This window comes from Cupriavidus sp. FW306-01-F10A (assembly GCF_058782785.1).
Genome location: NZ_JBYSYA010000005.1, coordinates 316,390 through 331,646, shown reverse-complemented (window position 1 = coordinate 331,646; position 15,257 = coordinate 316,390). Strand labels below are relative to the sequence as shown.

Sequence of the window (15,257 nt, the reverse complement as noted above, 5' to 3'; positions counted from 1 at the left end):
GGTAAGATTCTGGGGTGATCGGGTATTCGCGTCAATCGGGCCGTTTTCCCTTTTCCCTTTGGCGCCGCAGACCGCGGCGCCAGGCAAGGGCTCGACAGGACTGGCGTAGCGAGCCCGCCATGCGAGAATTGCATCATGTCGATTGCACCCAGATCCGCACCGCTGAACCCGCCGTTGAGCACCCTGCCAGAGCCGCAGCCGGCCCGCCCGCATATTGCCGAGCGCCAGGAGGCCCGCCGCCGCCAGATCCTCGATACCGCCGCGCAGCTCTTCTACAGCAAGGGCTATCCCGGCATGACCATGAACGACCTGTGCCGCGCGCTGGGCGTGACCAAGCCGGCGGTCTACTACTACTTTACTGACAAGTACGAGATCTTCGACATCCTGTGCCGCGAGTCGGCCCAGACCTGCCTGCCCGTGATCCGCGAGACCGCGGACCCGGCGCTGCCGGTGCGCGAGCGCCTGCAGGCGTGCCTGCTCGAGATGGCGCGGCGCTGCGTCGCCTGCCATGTGCCGGCCACGCTGAGCTTTCGCGACAACCAGTACCTGCGCCCTGACACCGTGGCGTGGCTCGACAGCATGGCGCGGGACTTCTATCGCGATCTCTATGCGCTGCTGGAAGAGGGCAAGCGCGATGGCGTGTTCGCCTTCGGCGACGCACGCGTGACGGCCCATGCGATCGGCAGCGTGGTGGGGTTCCTCTACACCTGGCATGAACCCGGCCGCATGGACCCGGAGACGCTGGCGCAGGAGCTTGCCGCCAGCATGATGAAACTGGCGCTGCCCAGCGGCGGCTGAGTGCGGATTTGCCTCACTAGGGGTTATCCCCCTACTTGCGCCCGATCGGTGGCGCATAATGCCCGTCAGGGGCACCAAGGCCTGTCCGGTGGCCCTGAGGACTTCGTCTAAGTTGTTGTTTTAACCGGGGCGCACGTTTAGCATCTCGGCAAAATCGAACGACCATTCAGAAATCAGGAGACGGTGCTATGGAAAGAATTTGGCTGAAACACTACCCGGCCGGCGTCCCCGCCGAGATCGATGCCAGCCAGTTCCGCTCGCTTGCCGCGCTGCTCGAGGCGTCTTTCCGCACCTATGCCGACCGCAAGGCCTTCATCTGCATGGACAAGGCCATCACCTACGGCGAACTGGACCAGCTCTCGACGCACTTTGCCGCCTGGCTGCAGTCGCGCGGGCTGCGTCCCGGCGCACGGGTGGCGATCATGATGCCGAACGTGCTGCAGTACCCGGTGGTGCTGGCGGCGGTGCTGCGCGCGGGCTTCGTGGTGGTCAACGTCAACCCGCTCTACACCCCGCGCGAGCTCGAGCACCAGCTCAAGGACAGCGGCGCCGAGGCCATCGTGATCCTGGAGAACTTTGCCTCCACGCTGCAGCAGGTGCTGGCCAAGACCCCGGTCAAGCACGTGGTGGTGGCCAGCATGGGCGACATGCTGGGCGGGCTGAAGGGAGCGATCGTCAATTTCGTGGTGCGCAACGTCAAGAAGATGGTGCCGGCGTGGGAGCTGCCCACCTGCGTGCGCTTCAACAGCGTGCTGGCCGAAGGCCGCAAGCTGACGCTGCAGCCGGCCACCACCGGCCCGGATGACATCGCCTTCCTGCAGTACACGGGCGGCACTACCGGCATCTCCAAGGGGGCGGTGCTGCTGCACCGTAACGTGGTGGCCAACGTGCTGCAGTCCGAGGCGTGGATGCAGCCGGCGCTGAACAAGGGCGCACATATCGACCAGCCCATCACCATCACCGCGCTGCCGCTGTACCACATCTTTGCGCTGACGGTCTGCTGCCTGCTGGGCATGCGCAGCGGCGGCACCAGCGTGCTGATCCCGAATCCGCGCGACATTCCGGGCTTCATCAAGGAACTGCAGAAGTACAAGTTCAACATGTTCCCGGCCGTCAACACGCTGTACAACGCACTGATCAACAATCCGGAAATCAGCAAGGTCGATTTCTCCGGCCTGCGCGTGGCCAACGGCGGCGGCATGGCGGTCCAGGAGGCGGTGGCCAAGCAGTGGCTGGCCAAGACCGGCTGCCCGATCATCGAAGGCTACGGCCTGTCCGAGACCTCGCCCTCGGCCACCTGCAACCCGACCGACACCAATGTGTTCTCCGGCACCATCGGCATGCCGCTGCCGTCGACCGAAGTGGTGATCCGCGACGATGACGGCAAGGACGTGCCGCTCGGCCAGCCGGGCGAGATCTGCATCCGCGGCCCGCAGGTGATGGCCGGCTACTGGAACCGCCCGGACGAGACCGCCAAGGTCATGACCCCGGACGGCTTCTTCAAGACCGGCGACATCGGCGTGATGGACGAGCGCGGCTACACCAAGATCGTCGACCGCAAGAAGGACATGATCCTGGTGTCGGGCTTCAACGTGTATCCGAACGAAGTCGAAGGCGTGGTGGCCGAGTGCCCGGGCGTGCTGGAGGTGGCGGCCGTGGGCGTGCCTGACACGCACTCGGGCGAGGTGGTCAAGCTGTTCGTGGTGAAGAAGGATCCGGGGCTGACCGAGGCCGATGTGATCGAGTTCTGCAAGGAGCGCCTGACCGGCTACAAGCGGCCCAAGTACGTCGAGTTCCGCACCGAGCTGCCCAAGACCAACGTCGGCAAGATCCTGCGCCGCGAACTGCGCGACAGCCGCAAGGCCGCCTGAGCGGCCGCCGCTGCCAACGACAACGGCCTCCCGAGTGGAGGCCGTTGTGCTTTCAGGCTGCGCCGCGGCGGTTCAGCACTCGTTCGATGGCGCCAGGCGGGGTTCCTGGCTGCCGTCGGGGTAGATCACCCGCACGCACGCGCCAGGCTCCAGCCCTGGCACCGCCGGCGCGTTGGCCGACACGATCGCGCCATCCATGGTTCGCACCTTGTACTGGAACAGGTCCACCTGCTGCACCGGCGCGGGCTTGTTGAACAGCCGGCTCAGGTCGAAGGCAAAGCCCACGCCCACCCCGCCACCCCCGCCGCCACCCGCGGCGCCCACGCCGACGCTGGTGCCGCCGCCGTAGTACGGGGGCACCTGGGCCACGTCCAGGCGAGTCAGGAACGTCCTCTCGGTGACACGGCCAAGCTTGATGGTGGCGTTCACCGGCGTGACCTGCGGCGGCTGCGGCGTGCTGCTGCAGGCAGCCAGCACCGGCAGCAGGCCGCACAGGGTAAGGAGGGCAAGCGGTTTCATGGCGAGATCAGGCCGGTCTTGAGCCGGCCAAGCAGTCGGAACAGGGCGCGCCGGTCGGTCTCGGCCAGGCCGGAGAACAGTTGCCCGATCCAGTCCTCATGCGCGCGCGCCATGCGCGAGAACGCGGCGCGCCCGGCCGGGGTCAGGCGGATCAGGTAGGCCCGGCGGTCAGCGGGCAGGGCCTCGCGCGAGACCAGGCCTTCCTGCTGCAGCTGGTCGGTGATGCCGGTGACGTTGCCGCCGGTCACCATCATGCGGCGCGACAGCTCGCCCATCTTCAGGCCTTCCGGATGGCGGTCGAGCTGTGCCATCAGGTCGAAGCGCGGCAGCGTGCAGGCAAAATCCTGGCGCAGCCGCGAACGGATATCGCTCTCGATCAGGGTGGTGCAGGTCAACAGCCGCAACCACAGCCGCAGGGCTTCGTGCTCGGTCTGGTCGGCACGGGTTTCAAGGTCGACCGGCGCGCTTTCGGCGCCGGCGGCAGGGGAGGGGTTTGGCATCTTCAGTGCATCGGTGCGCAGGTGTGCGGCCGCAGCCGCCAGGGGCCGCCCACGAGGCGGGCAGCCAACATTTGATGCCTCAAGTATATGCGCGATACGCGCCGCCGCCCTGCCGGCGATCAAATCGGCGTCAATCCACCTTGGCGCCGGAATCCTTGACCACCTTGGCCCACTTGGCGGTCTCGGCGCGGATGAATGTGGCGAACTGCTCCGGCGTATTGCCGACAGGCTCGGCGCCCTGCGCCTGCAGGCGTTCGCGCACGGCCGGGGCGTTCAGCGCCTTGGCCACTTCCTGCTGGATGCGGTGGATGACGTCAGGCGGCGTGCCGGCCGGCGCCAGCATGCCGAACCAGGAGCTGGCTTCATACTGCGGCAGGCCCGCGGCCTGGGCGATGGTCGGCACGCCCGGCAACGCCGGCGACGGCCTGGCGCTGGTCACCGCCAGCGCCTTGAGCTTGCCGCTCTTGATCAGCGCCATCGACGACGGCAGGTTGTCGAACATCACCTGCATGGTGCCCCCGGCCAGGTCAGTCAGTGCCGGCCCGCTGCCCTTGTACGGGAAGTGGACCATATAGGTCCTGGTCTGCGTCTTGAACAGCTCCCCGGCCAGGTGGATCGAGGTGCCGTTGCCGCTGGAGGCCATGTTGATCTTGCCGGGGTTGGCGCGCGCGTAAGTGATCAGGTCCTTGACGCTGTCGATCTTGTTCTGCTGCGCAAACGCCGGGTTCAGCACCAGCACGTTGGGCACGGCCGCCACCTCGGTGACCGGGGCGAAGTCCTTGATCGGATCGAACGGCAGCTTGCCGTACAGCGACTGGTTGATGCCATGGGTGCCCACGGTGCCCATCAGCAGCGTGTAGCCGTCCGGCGCGGCCTTGGCGACGATGTCCGCGCCAATATTGCCGCCGGCACCGGGCTTGTTGTCGACCACCACGTTCCAGCCCGGCAGCCTGGCCAGCTCTGCGGCCACGGCGCGGGCCAGGATGTCGGTGGTGCCGCCGGCGGCAAAGGGCACCACCAGCCGGATCGGCTTGGCCGGGTACGGGTCGGCGGCCAGCGCCGGCTGGCTGGCGAACGCGGCAAGGCTGGCGGACAGCAGCAGCGCGACGACGCGCCGGCGAGTGGGTTGCATGGGCGGTCTCCTGGTGTGGCCCGCTCCCGGTGTCCTGGGGGCGGCTATGGTCAGTGCATTCTAGTCGGCACCCGCAGTGGCGCCGATGAGGTAATGCCCTATGGGGCCGCAGCGCCGCGCCAATGGAAAAAGGCACCCGAAGGTGCCTTTCAATCTCAGTCTTGCGACTGGCGATCAGAACTTGTGGCGGATGCCGATGGCGGCGCCAATCATCTTGTCTTCGCCGGTACCCAGGAAGTAACCATTGGCGAAGCTGATTGCCGAGGTGTCGAAGTTCAGGCCGGCGTTCTTCGAGAAAGCCGTGGTCAGGTACACGTCGGTGCGCTTGGACAGGTTGTAGTCGGCCACGAACGAGATCTGCCAGGGGTTCTTGATGTTGTTGGTGGTGTTGACGGTGGCAGCGGCCGGGTTGAAGTTCTTGACGTCGTCGTAGTAGTACGCGAGCGTCAGGCCCAGTGCCGGCGTGACCTGGTAGTTGGCGCCGACCCAGTAGTAGTTGTCCTTCAGGATCGTATTGTCGTTCACATGCTTGCTCATGCCCCAGCGATAGCCAGCCATCAGCTTGGCCGGACCGAAGGCATAGCTGGCAGCGACTGCGGCCTTCTTGAATTCGCCGGTGCCGCCGGCGGCGTTCAGGGTCGGGTTGTACTGGTCATAGGCGCCGCTGATGCCGAACGGGCCGGCTGCCCACGACACGCCGGCACCGTAGCCGGTGTCGCGGCGGAACTGGCCGGCGACTTCGCCACCGCCTGCAACGCCGTTGCCGAACGACCAGTGCGCGACCGCGGTCACCGGGCCGAACTTGCCGGTGTACTTGGCAGTGTTGTCCGAGCGGAAGTTCAGGCCCAGTTGAGCGACCACCGGCTCGTACTGGGTGGCATAGCCGGTCGGCGAGAAGTTGGCCATCATGTCGAACAGCGAGGTGTACTGGCGACCGAAGGTCACGCGGCCCACCTGGGCGCTTTCCAGGCCGACATAAGCCTGACGACCGAACAGGCGGCCGCCTTGCTGCGAGCGCCCGTCATCCAGGCCGAAACCGCTTTCCATCACAAACAGTGCCTTCAGGCCGCTGCCCAGGTCCTCAACGCCGCGCAGACCCCAACGCGAACCGGACAGGCCGCCGGACGACATGCGGAAGAGGTTCTCCGACGGGCCGGTCGCAAATCCGTTGGCCGCCGACGGCGTGACGCTCGACATATTGCTCACGTACTCGATGTTGGCATCCACCACACCGTAGAGCGTGACGCTCGATTGGGCCTGCGCCGCCCCAGCAAATGCGCCAAGCGCTGCCAGCGCCAGAAGCGATTTCTTCATGCTCGTTGATCTCCACTGTAAGAATTATTGGTGACGGCCCGGGAGAACCTCCTGTTGGTCTCCATCCCCCGTGCGTCAAACTTCCTTGGAAGTTGCGAAGTACTGTAACAAACAACCCTTAATTCACTACTCAGGCCAATCCCCCTTGTCTTCTTTTAACAACTCAGGGTTTCTGAGTAGCCGGGCGCATCAATGCAAGGCGGGATGCGGGTTGGCGCCGATTAGAGGCAAGCTACAATGCGGGTAATCCCGATGGCCCCCTGCGCGTACCGCAGCCGCAGCTGCGCACCCCACGATCGCTGGGACTGCCGGGAACGAAGACCAACTGCCTCTGCGACATGGACACCCTGATCAAAGAATTCGACGTGGCATTGCGCGCCATTGCCGGCGCTACGCGCACCGCGCGCGCCAACCCGGCCGACCGGTTGGCGCCGGACACCGAACAGATGAGCGCCGATGAACGCCGCCACGTGGCCGGGCTGATGCGCATCAACCATGTCGGCGAGGTCTGCGCGCAGGCCCTGTACCAGGCCCAGAAGCTCACCGCGCACGACGGCGCGGTGCGCGCGCAGATGGATGCCGCGGCGCGCGAAGAGGAAGACCACCTGGCCTGGTGCGCCGAGCGCCTGCGCGAGCTGGGCTCGCGCCCGAGCCTGCTCAACCCGTTGTGGTACGCCGGCGCCTTCGCCATCGGCTGGATGGCCGGCCGCGCCGGCGACCGCGTCAGCCTGGGCTTTGTCGCCGAGACCGAGCGCCAGGTCGAGCACCACCTGGGCGGGCACCTGGACCGCCTGCCCGAGGCCGACGGCCGCTCGCGCGCCATCCTCGAGCAGATGCGCGACGATGAGATCCGCCACGGCGATGCCGCGCGCGATGCCGGCGGGATCCCGTTGCCCGCCCCGGTGCGGGCGCTGATGCGCGGCGCCTCGCGCGTGATGACCACCGCCGCCTACCGGATCTGAGCCGGCCCTGCCTGCCCCCCGCCGGCCCTGGTTCCGGCGGGGCTGGCGGGCAATTGTTGTATCCTTCCTTCGCGCGACGGGGCAGGTCTTTCCCGTGCCGCCGGCAGTTCCTCCGCAAGTGGTTCTCAGGTGGTTTCTCGGCTTTCCTCCCTAAGATCTTCATTTCATTAAGGATTCACTTTTTCGGTGCGTGAGGTGTGCGCGCTAAGTCATTGTTCTGATTCAAAAAACTCGTTTGCTGCCCTGCAACCAGCCTTGACCCGCCATATCGCTTCCTCTAAAGTGGGAAATAGTGTGAGGAAGTGTATTTTTGTGTGAAATTGGGCCCCGGCCGTGGGATGATGTCGCCATAGTCGGAACAGAAGGGATTCACGCGCATGCTGGCCGACTACCGGCCGGCATGGACCGGGAGCAAGCTTGTTTCAGGGAGCATCGGCACTCTCGCTGGATGCCAAGGGGCGGATGTCCATTCCGTCCCGGCACCGCGAGGCGCTGCAACAGCAGGCCGAGGGCCGGGTGACGCTGACCAAGCACCCGGATGGCTGCCTGTTGCTGTTTCCCCGGCCCGAGTGGGAAACCTTCCGCACGCGCATTGCAGCGCTGCCGATGGATGCGCACTGGTGGAAGCGCATCTTCCTGGGCAACGCCGCCGACGTGGAAATGGACGGCGCGGGCCGGGTGCTGATCGCCCCGGAGCTGCGCAGTGCCGCCATGCTCGACAAAGAAGTCATGCTGCTCGGCATGGGCAGCCATTTCGAAGTGTGGGATGCCGCGACCTACGCCGCCAAGGAACAGCAGGCGATGGCGCAGGGCATGCCCGAAGCATTGAAGAATTTCTCTTTCTGACGAGGTCATGAGTCCAACCGGAACGCCGGCAACCCCCGCCCTGCGCCATCGCACCGTGCTGCTGGACGAGGCCGTCGACGCCTTGGTCTGGCGGCCCGACGGGGTCTACGTCGACGGCACCTTCGGCAGGGGAGGGCACAGCCGGGCGGTGCTGGCCCGGCTGGGGCCAGACGGGGCCCTGGTTGCGTTCGACAAGGACCCAGCAGCAATCGCAGAAGCGGGCACCATCAAGGATGCCCGCTTCTCCATTGAGCACGCGAGCTTTGCGGCCATGGCCGAGCGCCTGTCGGGGCGCGGCCACGTCGCCGGCGTGCTGCTCGACCTGGGGATCAGCTCGCCCCAGATCGACGAGGCGGCGAGGGGGTTTTCCTTTCGTTTCGAGGGCCCGCTGGACATGCGCATGGACACCACGCGCGGCATCACTGCCGCGCAGTGGCTGGCGCAGGCGGATGAGCAGGACATTGCCAGGGTGATACGAGACTATGGGGAAGAACGGTTTGCTGTACAGATTGCAAAGGCGATTGTTGCTCGCCGGAGCGAACCCGGCGATGGCGGACCCATCGCCACTACTGCCGACCTTGCCGCGCTCGTGGCGAAAGCCGTCAAAACACGCGAGAAGGGTCAGGACCCTGCGACCCGCACCTTTCAGGCTCTACGGATTCACGTCAATCAAGAGCTTGAGGACCTCGAAAGAGGGCTGAAGGCGGCGTATGAACTGCTGCAGGTCGGAGGGCGCCTGGTGGTGATCAGCTTCCACTCGCTGGAGGACCGCATCGTCAAGCGGTTCATGGCGGCGCACGCCCGTCCCCAGCAGGATGCCGACCCGGCGCTGCGCCGCGCGCCGCTGCGCGCGGCCGACCTGCCGCAACCGACGCTGCGCCTGCTCGGCCGCTACAAGCCGGGCACTGAAGAGGTGGCCGCCAACCCGCGCGCGCGCTCGGCCGTGATGCGCGTGGCCGAGAAGCTGGCCCCTGCCGCGACCCCTGCGGGCGGAGGCGCACGCGCATGAACCGCCTGACCTTCTTCCTGCTCGCCGCGCTGATCCTGTGCGCGCTGTCGCTGGTGAGCGCGCAGCACCAGGCGCGCACGCTGTTCGTCGCGCTGGAGCGGGCCCAGGCTGAAGAGAAGCAGCTCGATATCGACTGGTCGCGCCTGCAGTACCAGCAGAGCGCGCTGGGCAAGAGCGCGCGCATCGCCGACGCGGCGCGCGCGCAGCTGAAGATGGCGCCGGTCAACCCCGGCAAGACCCAGTACCTGTCCGGCATCGTGCTGCCGCCGCCTGCCGAGGCGGCGTCGGCCAGTGCCGCGGAGGCGCGCCGATGAGCATGGCCCGTCCCAACCCGCCCCGCCGTGACCGCAACGGCACCGCCTCGCGCCCACGCAGCGGCCAGTTCTCGGCCAGCCCGGTGCTGGGCCTGCGCCTGCCGATGTGGCGCTCCAAGCTGGTGGTGTTCCTGATGTTCGCCGCCTTCGGCGCGCTGGCCCTGCGCGCGGCCTGGATCCAGGGCCCCGGCAACCAGTTCTACGAGGCCGAGGGCAAGAAGCGCTTCCAGCGCACGCTGGAGCTGCCGGCCACGCGCGGCAAGATCCTGGACCGCAACGGCCTGGTGCTGGCCACCAGCCTGCCGGTCAAGGCCGTCTGGGCGGTGCCCGAGGACGTGCCCAACCAGGTCGAGGCCGCCAAGATCCGCCAGCTGGCGAAGTTGCTCGGCATGTCCGAGAAAGACCTGGGCAAGAAGCTGTCCGAGGACAAGGGCTTCGTCTACCTGAAGCGCCAGGTGCTGCCTGACGTCGCCGACAAGATCGCCGCGCTGAAGATCGAGGGCATCCACCAGACCCGCGAATACAAGCGCTTCTACCCGGAAGGCGAGGCGATGGCCCACATCGTCGGCTTCACCAACGTGGAAGACCGCGGCCAGGAAGGCGTGGAGCTGGCGCGCGAGCCAGGCCTGGCCGGCCGGGCCGGCGCGCGCCAGGTGATCAAGGACCGCCTGGGCCGCGTGGTCGAGGACGTCGGCGTGCTGAAGACCCCGCGCGACGGCGAGGACATCCAGCTGTCGATCGACGCCAAGATCCAGTACCTGGCCTACAACGAGCTCAAGGCCGTGGTCGAAAAGCACAAGGCCAAGGCCGCCAGCGCGGTGGTGCTCGACGCCCAGACCGGCGAAGTGCTGGCGCTGGCCAACTGGCCCACCTACAACCCCAACGACCGTACCCGGCTGTCCGGCGAGCAGCTGCGCAACCGTGTGCTGACCGACACCTTCGAGCCCGGCTCGATGATGAAGCCGATCACGGTCGGCCTGGCGCTGCAGCTCAAGCGCGTGACGCCGTCCACGGTGATCACCACCACCGGCAAGTACAACTTCGAAGGCGCCACCATCAGCGATACCCACAACTACGGGGCGCTGACGGTGAGCGGCGTGATCCAGAAGTCGAGCAACATCGGCACGACCAAGATCGCGATGATGATGAAGCCGCAGGAGATGTGGGACATGTACACCAGCATCGGCCTCGGCCAGGCGCCCAAGATCGGCTTCCCCGGCGCCGTGGCCGGCCGCGTGCGCCCGTTCAAGAGCTGGCGCCCGATCGAGCAGGCCACCATGTCATACGGCTACGGCCTGTCGGTGTCGCTGTTCCAGATGGCGCATGCCTACACCATCTTCGCGCATGACGGCGAGCTGATCCCGGTGTCGATGTTCCGCACCAGCGGCCCCGCCACCGGCGAGCGCATCCTGTCGCCCCAGGTGGCGCGCGACGTGCGCGCCATGATGGAGACCGTGACCGCGCCCGGCGGCACCGCCCCCGAGGCGCAGGTGATGGGCTACCGCGTCGGCGGCAAGACCGGTACCGCCTACAAGCATGAAGGCCGCGGCTACAACCGCAGCAAGTACCGCGCCTCGTTCATCGGCCTGGCGCCGATGTCGAATCCGCGCATCATCGTGGCCGTCAGCGTGGACGAACCCACCGCGGGCAGCCACTACGGCGGCCTGGTGGCCGGCCCGGCGTTCGCGGCCATCACCGGCGGCACGCTGCGCGCACTGAATGTGCAGCCCGACTCGCCGATCCGCCAGCTGGTGGTCAGCGACAAGGTGCAGGAGAGCGAACCGTGGAGCTCGACCCAATGACGGCCAAGCCACTGCTCCCGCTCGAGGTCACCGCCCAGGCCAGCAACGCGCTGGCCTGGCTGCGTACCAACGTGGCCGCCGCCGCGCAGTTGACCGGAGATACCCGGCGCCTGGCGCGTGGCGATGTGTTCTTCGCCTACGTGCTCGGCAACGCGCGCCTGGCCACCGATGGCCGGCCCTATATCGCCCAGGCGATCGCCGCCGGCGCGGGGGCCATCGTCTATGAGGCCGACGGCTTCGACTGGCCCTTCGGCGACGTCGTGCCGCATCTCGCGGTGAGCCGCCTGCACCAGCTGGCTGGCCCGATCGCCGCCGGCTGGCATGGCAACCCGGTGCGCGGCCTGGCCGTGACCGGCATCACCGGCACCAACGGCAAGACCTCGTGCAGCCAGTGGCTGGCACGGGTGCTGCAGGCCGCCGGCACGCCCTGCGCGACCATCGGCACGCTGGGCTCCGGCTTCCCGGGCGCGCTGCAGGCTACCGGCTTCACCACGCCCGACGCGGTGCAGCTGCAGGCCAGCCTGGCGTCCCTGCACGACGCCGGCGCGCGCGCAGTGGCGATGGAGGTGTCCTCGCACGGCCTGGAGCAGGAGCGCGTGGCCGGCACGCATTTCTCGGTGGCGGTGCTGACTAACCTGACCCAGGACCACCTCGACTACCACGGCTCGATGGCCGAGTACGAGGCCGCCAAGGTGAGCCTGTTTCGCTGGGACGGCCTGCGCGCAGCGGTGGTCAACCGCGACGACGCCATGGGCCAGCGCCTGCTGGCGGCGGACGCCGCCGCCATCGGCGCGCCGCACGTGATCGAATACGGCATCGACGGCCCCGGCGCGGCCACGGTGCGCCGCCCGCGCGGCGAGTGGCTGCGCGCCACCAAGGTGCGCGCCACGCCCACCGGCACCGCCTTCCATATCGACGGCAGCTTCGGCAGCGCCGAGATGGCCACGCCGATGATCGGCGCCTTCAACGTCAGCAACCTGCTGGCGGTGCTGGGTGCGGCGCTCGCCAACGGCGTGGCGTGGGACGCGGCCATCGCCGCGCTGCGCGCGCTGACGCCGGTCGAAGGGCGCATGGAGTTGTTCGGTGCCGCCGGCGGCCCGGATGCGCCGCTGGCCGTGGTCGACTACGCCCATACCCCGGACGCGCTGGCACAGACGCTGGCCGCGCTGCGCCCGGTGGCGCAGGCGCGCAACGGCCGCCTGTGGTGCGTGTTCGGCTGCGGTGGCGACCGCGACCCGATCAAGCGCCCGCTGATGGGCGCGGTGGCCGAGCGCGAGGCCGACGAGGTCATCCTGACCAGCGACAACCCGCGCAGCGAAGACCCACAGGACATCCTGGACGCCATTGCCGACGGCATGGCCGAGCGCGCGCGCGCGCGCCAGATCGAAGACCGCGCCGCCGCCATCCTCTATGCCGTCAGGCACGCGGCACCGGCCGACGTGGTGCTGGTGGCGGGCAAGGGCCATGAGGCCACCCAGGAGATCCAGGGGCGCAAGCGCCCGTTCTCCGATCGCGAACATGTACGACTGGCGCTTGCCACCCGTGGAGTATCGGCATGAGCCAGACCCCAATGACCACCTTGCAGCAAGCCGCCGGCTGGATCGCCGGCGCGCGCGTTTGCGGCGACGGCGCCGTGGAGTTTTCGCGCGTGCATAGCGACAGCCGCAGCGTCGAGCCCGGCGACCTGTTCATCGCCCTCAAGGGCGAGCGCTTCGACGCGCATGATTTCATCGCCGACGTGGTGGCGCGCGGCGCTGTCGCCGTGCTGGTCAGCCGCGAGGTCGATGCCGGCGTGCCGGCCATCGTCGCGCCGGACACGCGCCTTGCGCTGGGCGAGCTTGGCGCCGGCTGGCGCCGCCAGTTCACGCTGCCGGCGGTGGCGGTGACCGGCAGCAACGGCAAGACCACGGTCAAGGAAATGATCGCGGCCATCTTCGCCGCGGCGGTAGGCGAGGAGCAGCGCCTGGCCACCGGCGGCAATCTGAACAACGATATCGGCCTGCCGCTGACGGTGCTGCGCCTGCGCGCCACGCACAAGCTGGCGGTGCTGGAGCTCGGCATGAACCATCCGGGCGAGACGGTCTACCTGGCCGGCATCGCCCAGCCCACCGTGGCGGTGATCACCAACGCGCAGCGCGAGCACCAGGAGTTCATGGTCAGTGTGGAAGCCGTCGCCCACGAGCACGCTGCCGCGATTGCGGCGCTGCCTGCCAACGGCGTGGCGGTGTACCCGCTCGACGCGGAAAGCGGCGGCGCCTACGCGCCGGTGTGGCGCAATGCCGCGGGCGCGCGCCGCGCGCTGTCGTTCGGCACCTCGCAGCGCGCCGATGTGCACGCCACCGTGACGCTGGTCGACGGCGCACAGGTGATGCAGGTACGCGCGCCTGGCCATGCCTTCGACGTGCGCCTGGCGCTGCTGGGTGAGCACAACGTGCGCAACGCGCTGGCGGCCATCGCCTGCGCGCTGGCCGCGGGGGTGCACGTGCCGGCGATCCAGCGGGGCCTGGCCGGGTTCCAGGCGGTCAAGGGCCGGCTGCAGGTCAAGTACACGCCGGGTGGGACGGTAGTCATCGACGACACATACAACGCCAACCCCGACTCCATGCGCGCCGCCATCGACGTGCTGGCCGGCTTTGCCGCGCCGCGTGTGCTGGTGCTGGGCGACATGGGCGAAGTGGGCGACCAGGGCCCCGCATTCCACCAAGAGATCGGTGCCTACGCCAAGGCGCGCGGCATTGGCACGCTGTGGGCGACCGGTGAACTGGCCGTGCATGCGGTGCAGGCATTCGGCGCGGGTGGCCGGCATTTCGGCACCGCGGAAGCCCTGGCAAAGGCGCTGGAGGAAGACAGCAGGGGCATGGTGGCGCAAGTGGGCGCCGTGCTGGTGAAGGGATCGCGCTTCATGCGCATGGAACGGATGGTCGCGGCGCTGGTCGCAGACACTTCCGCACATTAAATAAGACAACACGATGTTATTGGCTCTGGCCCAGTGGCTGCAAAACGACTACAGCTTCCTCCGGGTCGTCAACTATCTGACTTTCCGCGCGGTGATGGCCAACCTCACCGCGCTTCTGATCGGGCTGGCGTTCGGTCCGTGGGTGATCCGCAAGCTGACCGAGCTGAAGGTCGGCCAGGCGGTGCGCACCATCGGCCCGCAGACCCACCTGGTCAAGGCCGGCACGCCGACCATGGGCGGCGTGCTGGTGCTGGTCTCGATCGCGGTGTCGACGCTGCTGTGGTGCGACTGGGGCAACCGTTTTATCTGGGTGGTGATGCTGGTCACCTTCGGCTACGGCGCGATCGGCTGGGTCGACGACTACCGCAAGGTGGTGTATCGCGACCCGCGCGGCATGTCGAGCCGCGAGAAATTTTTCTGGCAGACGCTGATCGGCCTTGTGGCCGCGGTCTACCTGGCGTTTTCGGTATCGGAAAGCAGCAACGTGCGGGTGTGGGAGCTGTTCCTGAACTGGGTCGAGGGCGGGCTGTCGCTGGACATGCCGTACAAGTCCAACCTGATCGTGCCCTTCTTCAAGGAGATCAGCTACCCGCTGGGCGTGGCCGGCTTCATCGTGCTGACCTACCTGGTGATCGTGGGCTCGAGCAACGCCGTCAACCTGACCGACGGCCTGGACGGGCTGGTAATCATGCCGGTGGTGCTGGTTGGCGGCGGGCTGGGCGTGTTTGCGTACGTGATGGGCAACTCGGTCTACAGCAAGTACCTGCTGTTCCCGCATATCCCGGGCGCGGGCGAACTGCTGATCTTCTGCTCGGCATTGGCCGGCGCGGGGCTGGCCTTCCTCTGGTTCAACGCGCACCCGGCGCAGGTTTTCATGGGCGACGTGGGCGCGCTGGCGCTGGGCGGCGCGCTCGGCACGGTGGCGGTGATCGTGCGCCAGGAGATCGTGCTGTTCGTAATGGGCGGTATCTTCGTGGTGGAAACACTGTCGGTGATGGCGCAGGTGACGTGGTTCAAGATCACCAAGCGCCGCTATGGCGAAGGCAGGCGGCTATTCCGGATGGCGCCGCTGCACCACCATTTCGAGCTGGGCGGCTGGAAGGAAACCCAGGTCACGGTGCGCTTCTGGATCATCACCATGCTGCTGGTGCTGATCGGGTTGTCGACGCTGAAGTTGCGTTAATGGTTGCGCGGGTCAGGGACTGACGGCGCTTTCTATATAGATACAGGAAAA

Annotated in this window: 14 protein-coding genes; 10 read left to right on the top strand and 4 right to left on the bottom strand. The window is 67.5% G+C overall.

The genetic code is table 11. From position 1 onward, the window contains the following. Window positions 1-135: 135 nt before the first annotated feature. Both AC3WLF_RS10580 and AC3WLF_RS10575 read left to right on the top strand, forming a co-directional pair. Window positions 136-798: a TetR/AcrR family transcriptional regulator gene (locus tag AC3WLF_RS10580; RefSeq protein WP_492321588.1), complete on the top strand. Its 663-nt coding sequence runs from the start codon at window positions 136-138 to the stop codon at window positions 796-798. Between the two features lie 188 nt (window positions 799-986). Further along, on the top strand, window positions 987-2,669 hold the full coding sequence (locus AC3WLF_RS10575; RefSeq protein ID WP_492321587.1) for a long-chain fatty acid--CoA ligase: 1,683 nt from the start codon (window positions 987-989) through the stop codon (window positions 2,667-2,669). Between the two features lie 72 nt (window positions 2,670-2,741). Here AC3WLF_RS10575 and AC3WLF_RS10570 read toward each other — a convergent pair whose 3' ends face one another. The 4 genes from AC3WLF_RS10570 to AC3WLF_RS10555 form a co-directional block, all read right to left on the bottom strand. Further along, window positions 2,742-3,188, bottom strand: a complete 447-nt coding sequence (locus AC3WLF_RS10570) for a hypothetical protein (RefSeq protein WP_492321586.1) — start codon at window positions 3,186-3,188, stop codon at window positions 2,742-2,744. Continuing rightward, window positions 3,185-3,688 (bottom strand): MarR family winged helix-turn-helix transcriptional regulator, encoded by a 504-nt coding sequence (locus AC3WLF_RS10565; RefSeq protein ID WP_492358178.1) that lies wholly within the window; start codon window positions 3,686-3,688, stop codon window positions 3,185-3,187. The genes AC3WLF_RS10570 and AC3WLF_RS10565 overlap by 4 nt, the downstream gene beginning before the upstream one ends. A gap of 130 nt (window positions 3,689-3,818) precedes the next feature. After that, window positions 3,819-4,820 carry a tripartite tricarboxylate transporter substrate binding protein gene (locus AC3WLF_RS10560; protein WP_492358177.1) on the bottom strand — a complete coding sequence of 334 codons (1,002 nt, stop codon included), beginning with the start codon at window positions 4,818-4,820 and terminating at the stop codon, window positions 3,819-3,821. Between the two features lie 174 nt (window positions 4,821-4,994). Further along, entirely contained in the window at window positions 4,995-6,134 is a 1,140-nt protein-coding gene (locus AC3WLF_RS10555) for a porin (RefSeq protein ID WP_492321583.1), read from the bottom strand. 338 nt (window positions 6,135-6,472) lie between these two features. Here AC3WLF_RS10555 and coq7 point away from each other — a divergent pair, with 338 nt between their 5' ends. The 8 genes from coq7 to mraY all read left to right on the top strand — a co-directional run bounded on the left by coq7 (window position 6,473) and on the right by mraY (window position 15,206). Beyond that, window positions 6,473-7,096 carry a 2-polyprenyl-3-methyl-6-methoxy-1,4-benzoquinone monooxygenase gene (gene coq7, locus AC3WLF_RS10550; RefSeq protein ID WP_492321582.1) on the top strand — a complete coding sequence of 208 codons (624 nt, stop codon included), beginning with the start codon at window positions 6,473-6,475 and terminating at the stop codon, window positions 7,094-7,096. Window positions 7,097-7,513: 417 nt separating this feature from the next. After that, entirely contained in the window at window positions 7,514-7,942 is a 429-nt protein-coding gene (gene mraZ, locus AC3WLF_RS10545; protein ID WP_010814778.1) for a division/cell wall cluster transcriptional repressor MraZ, read from the top strand. Between the two features lie 7 nt (window positions 7,943-7,949). Further along, window positions 7,950-8,951 (top strand): 16S rRNA (cytosine(1402)-N(4))-methyltransferase RsmH, encoded by a 1,002-nt coding sequence (gene rsmH / locus AC3WLF_RS10540; protein WP_013958081.1) that lies wholly within the window; start codon window positions 7,950-7,952, stop codon window positions 8,949-8,951. After that, a complete protein-coding gene (ftsL, locus tag AC3WLF_RS10535; RefSeq protein ID WP_011616092.1) occupies window positions 8,948-9,265 on the top strand; it encodes a cell division protein FtsL in 318 nt (105 codons plus the stop codon). Before rsmH ends, ftsL begins: the two co-directional genes overlap by 4 nt. After that, window positions 9,262-11,067, top strand: coding sequence for a peptidoglycan D,D-transpeptidase FtsI family protein (locus AC3WLF_RS10530; protein ID WP_010814775.1), 1,806 nt, complete (start codon window positions 9,262-9,264; stop codon window positions 11,065-11,067). The genes ftsL and AC3WLF_RS10530 overlap by 4 nt, the downstream gene beginning before the upstream one ends. Then, window positions 11,064-12,626 (top strand): UDP-N-acetylmuramoyl-L-alanyl-D-glutamate--2,6-diaminopimelate ligase, encoded by a 1,563-nt coding sequence (locus tag AC3WLF_RS10525; RefSeq protein WP_492353053.1) that lies wholly within the window; start codon window positions 11,064-11,066, stop codon window positions 12,624-12,626. The genes AC3WLF_RS10530 and AC3WLF_RS10525 overlap by 4 nt, the downstream gene beginning before the upstream one ends. Further along, the gene (locus tag AC3WLF_RS10520; protein WP_492356128.1) at window positions 12,623-14,023 is read left to right on the top strand and encodes a UDP-N-acetylmuramoyl-tripeptide--D-alanyl-D-alanine ligase; all 1,401 of its coding nucleotides are present in this window, start codon (window positions 12,623-12,625) and stop codon (window positions 14,021-14,023) included. Before AC3WLF_RS10525 ends, AC3WLF_RS10520 begins: the two co-directional genes overlap by 4 nt. Window positions 14,024-14,036: 13 nt before the next feature. After that, window positions 14,037-15,206 carry a phospho-N-acetylmuramoyl-pentapeptide-transferase gene (gene mraY, locus AC3WLF_RS10515; protein WP_010814772.1) on the top strand — a complete coding sequence of 390 codons (1,170 nt, stop codon included), beginning with the start codon at window positions 14,037-14,039 and terminating at the stop codon, window positions 15,204-15,206. The last annotated feature ends 51 nt before the right edge of the window (window positions 15,207-15,257 follow it).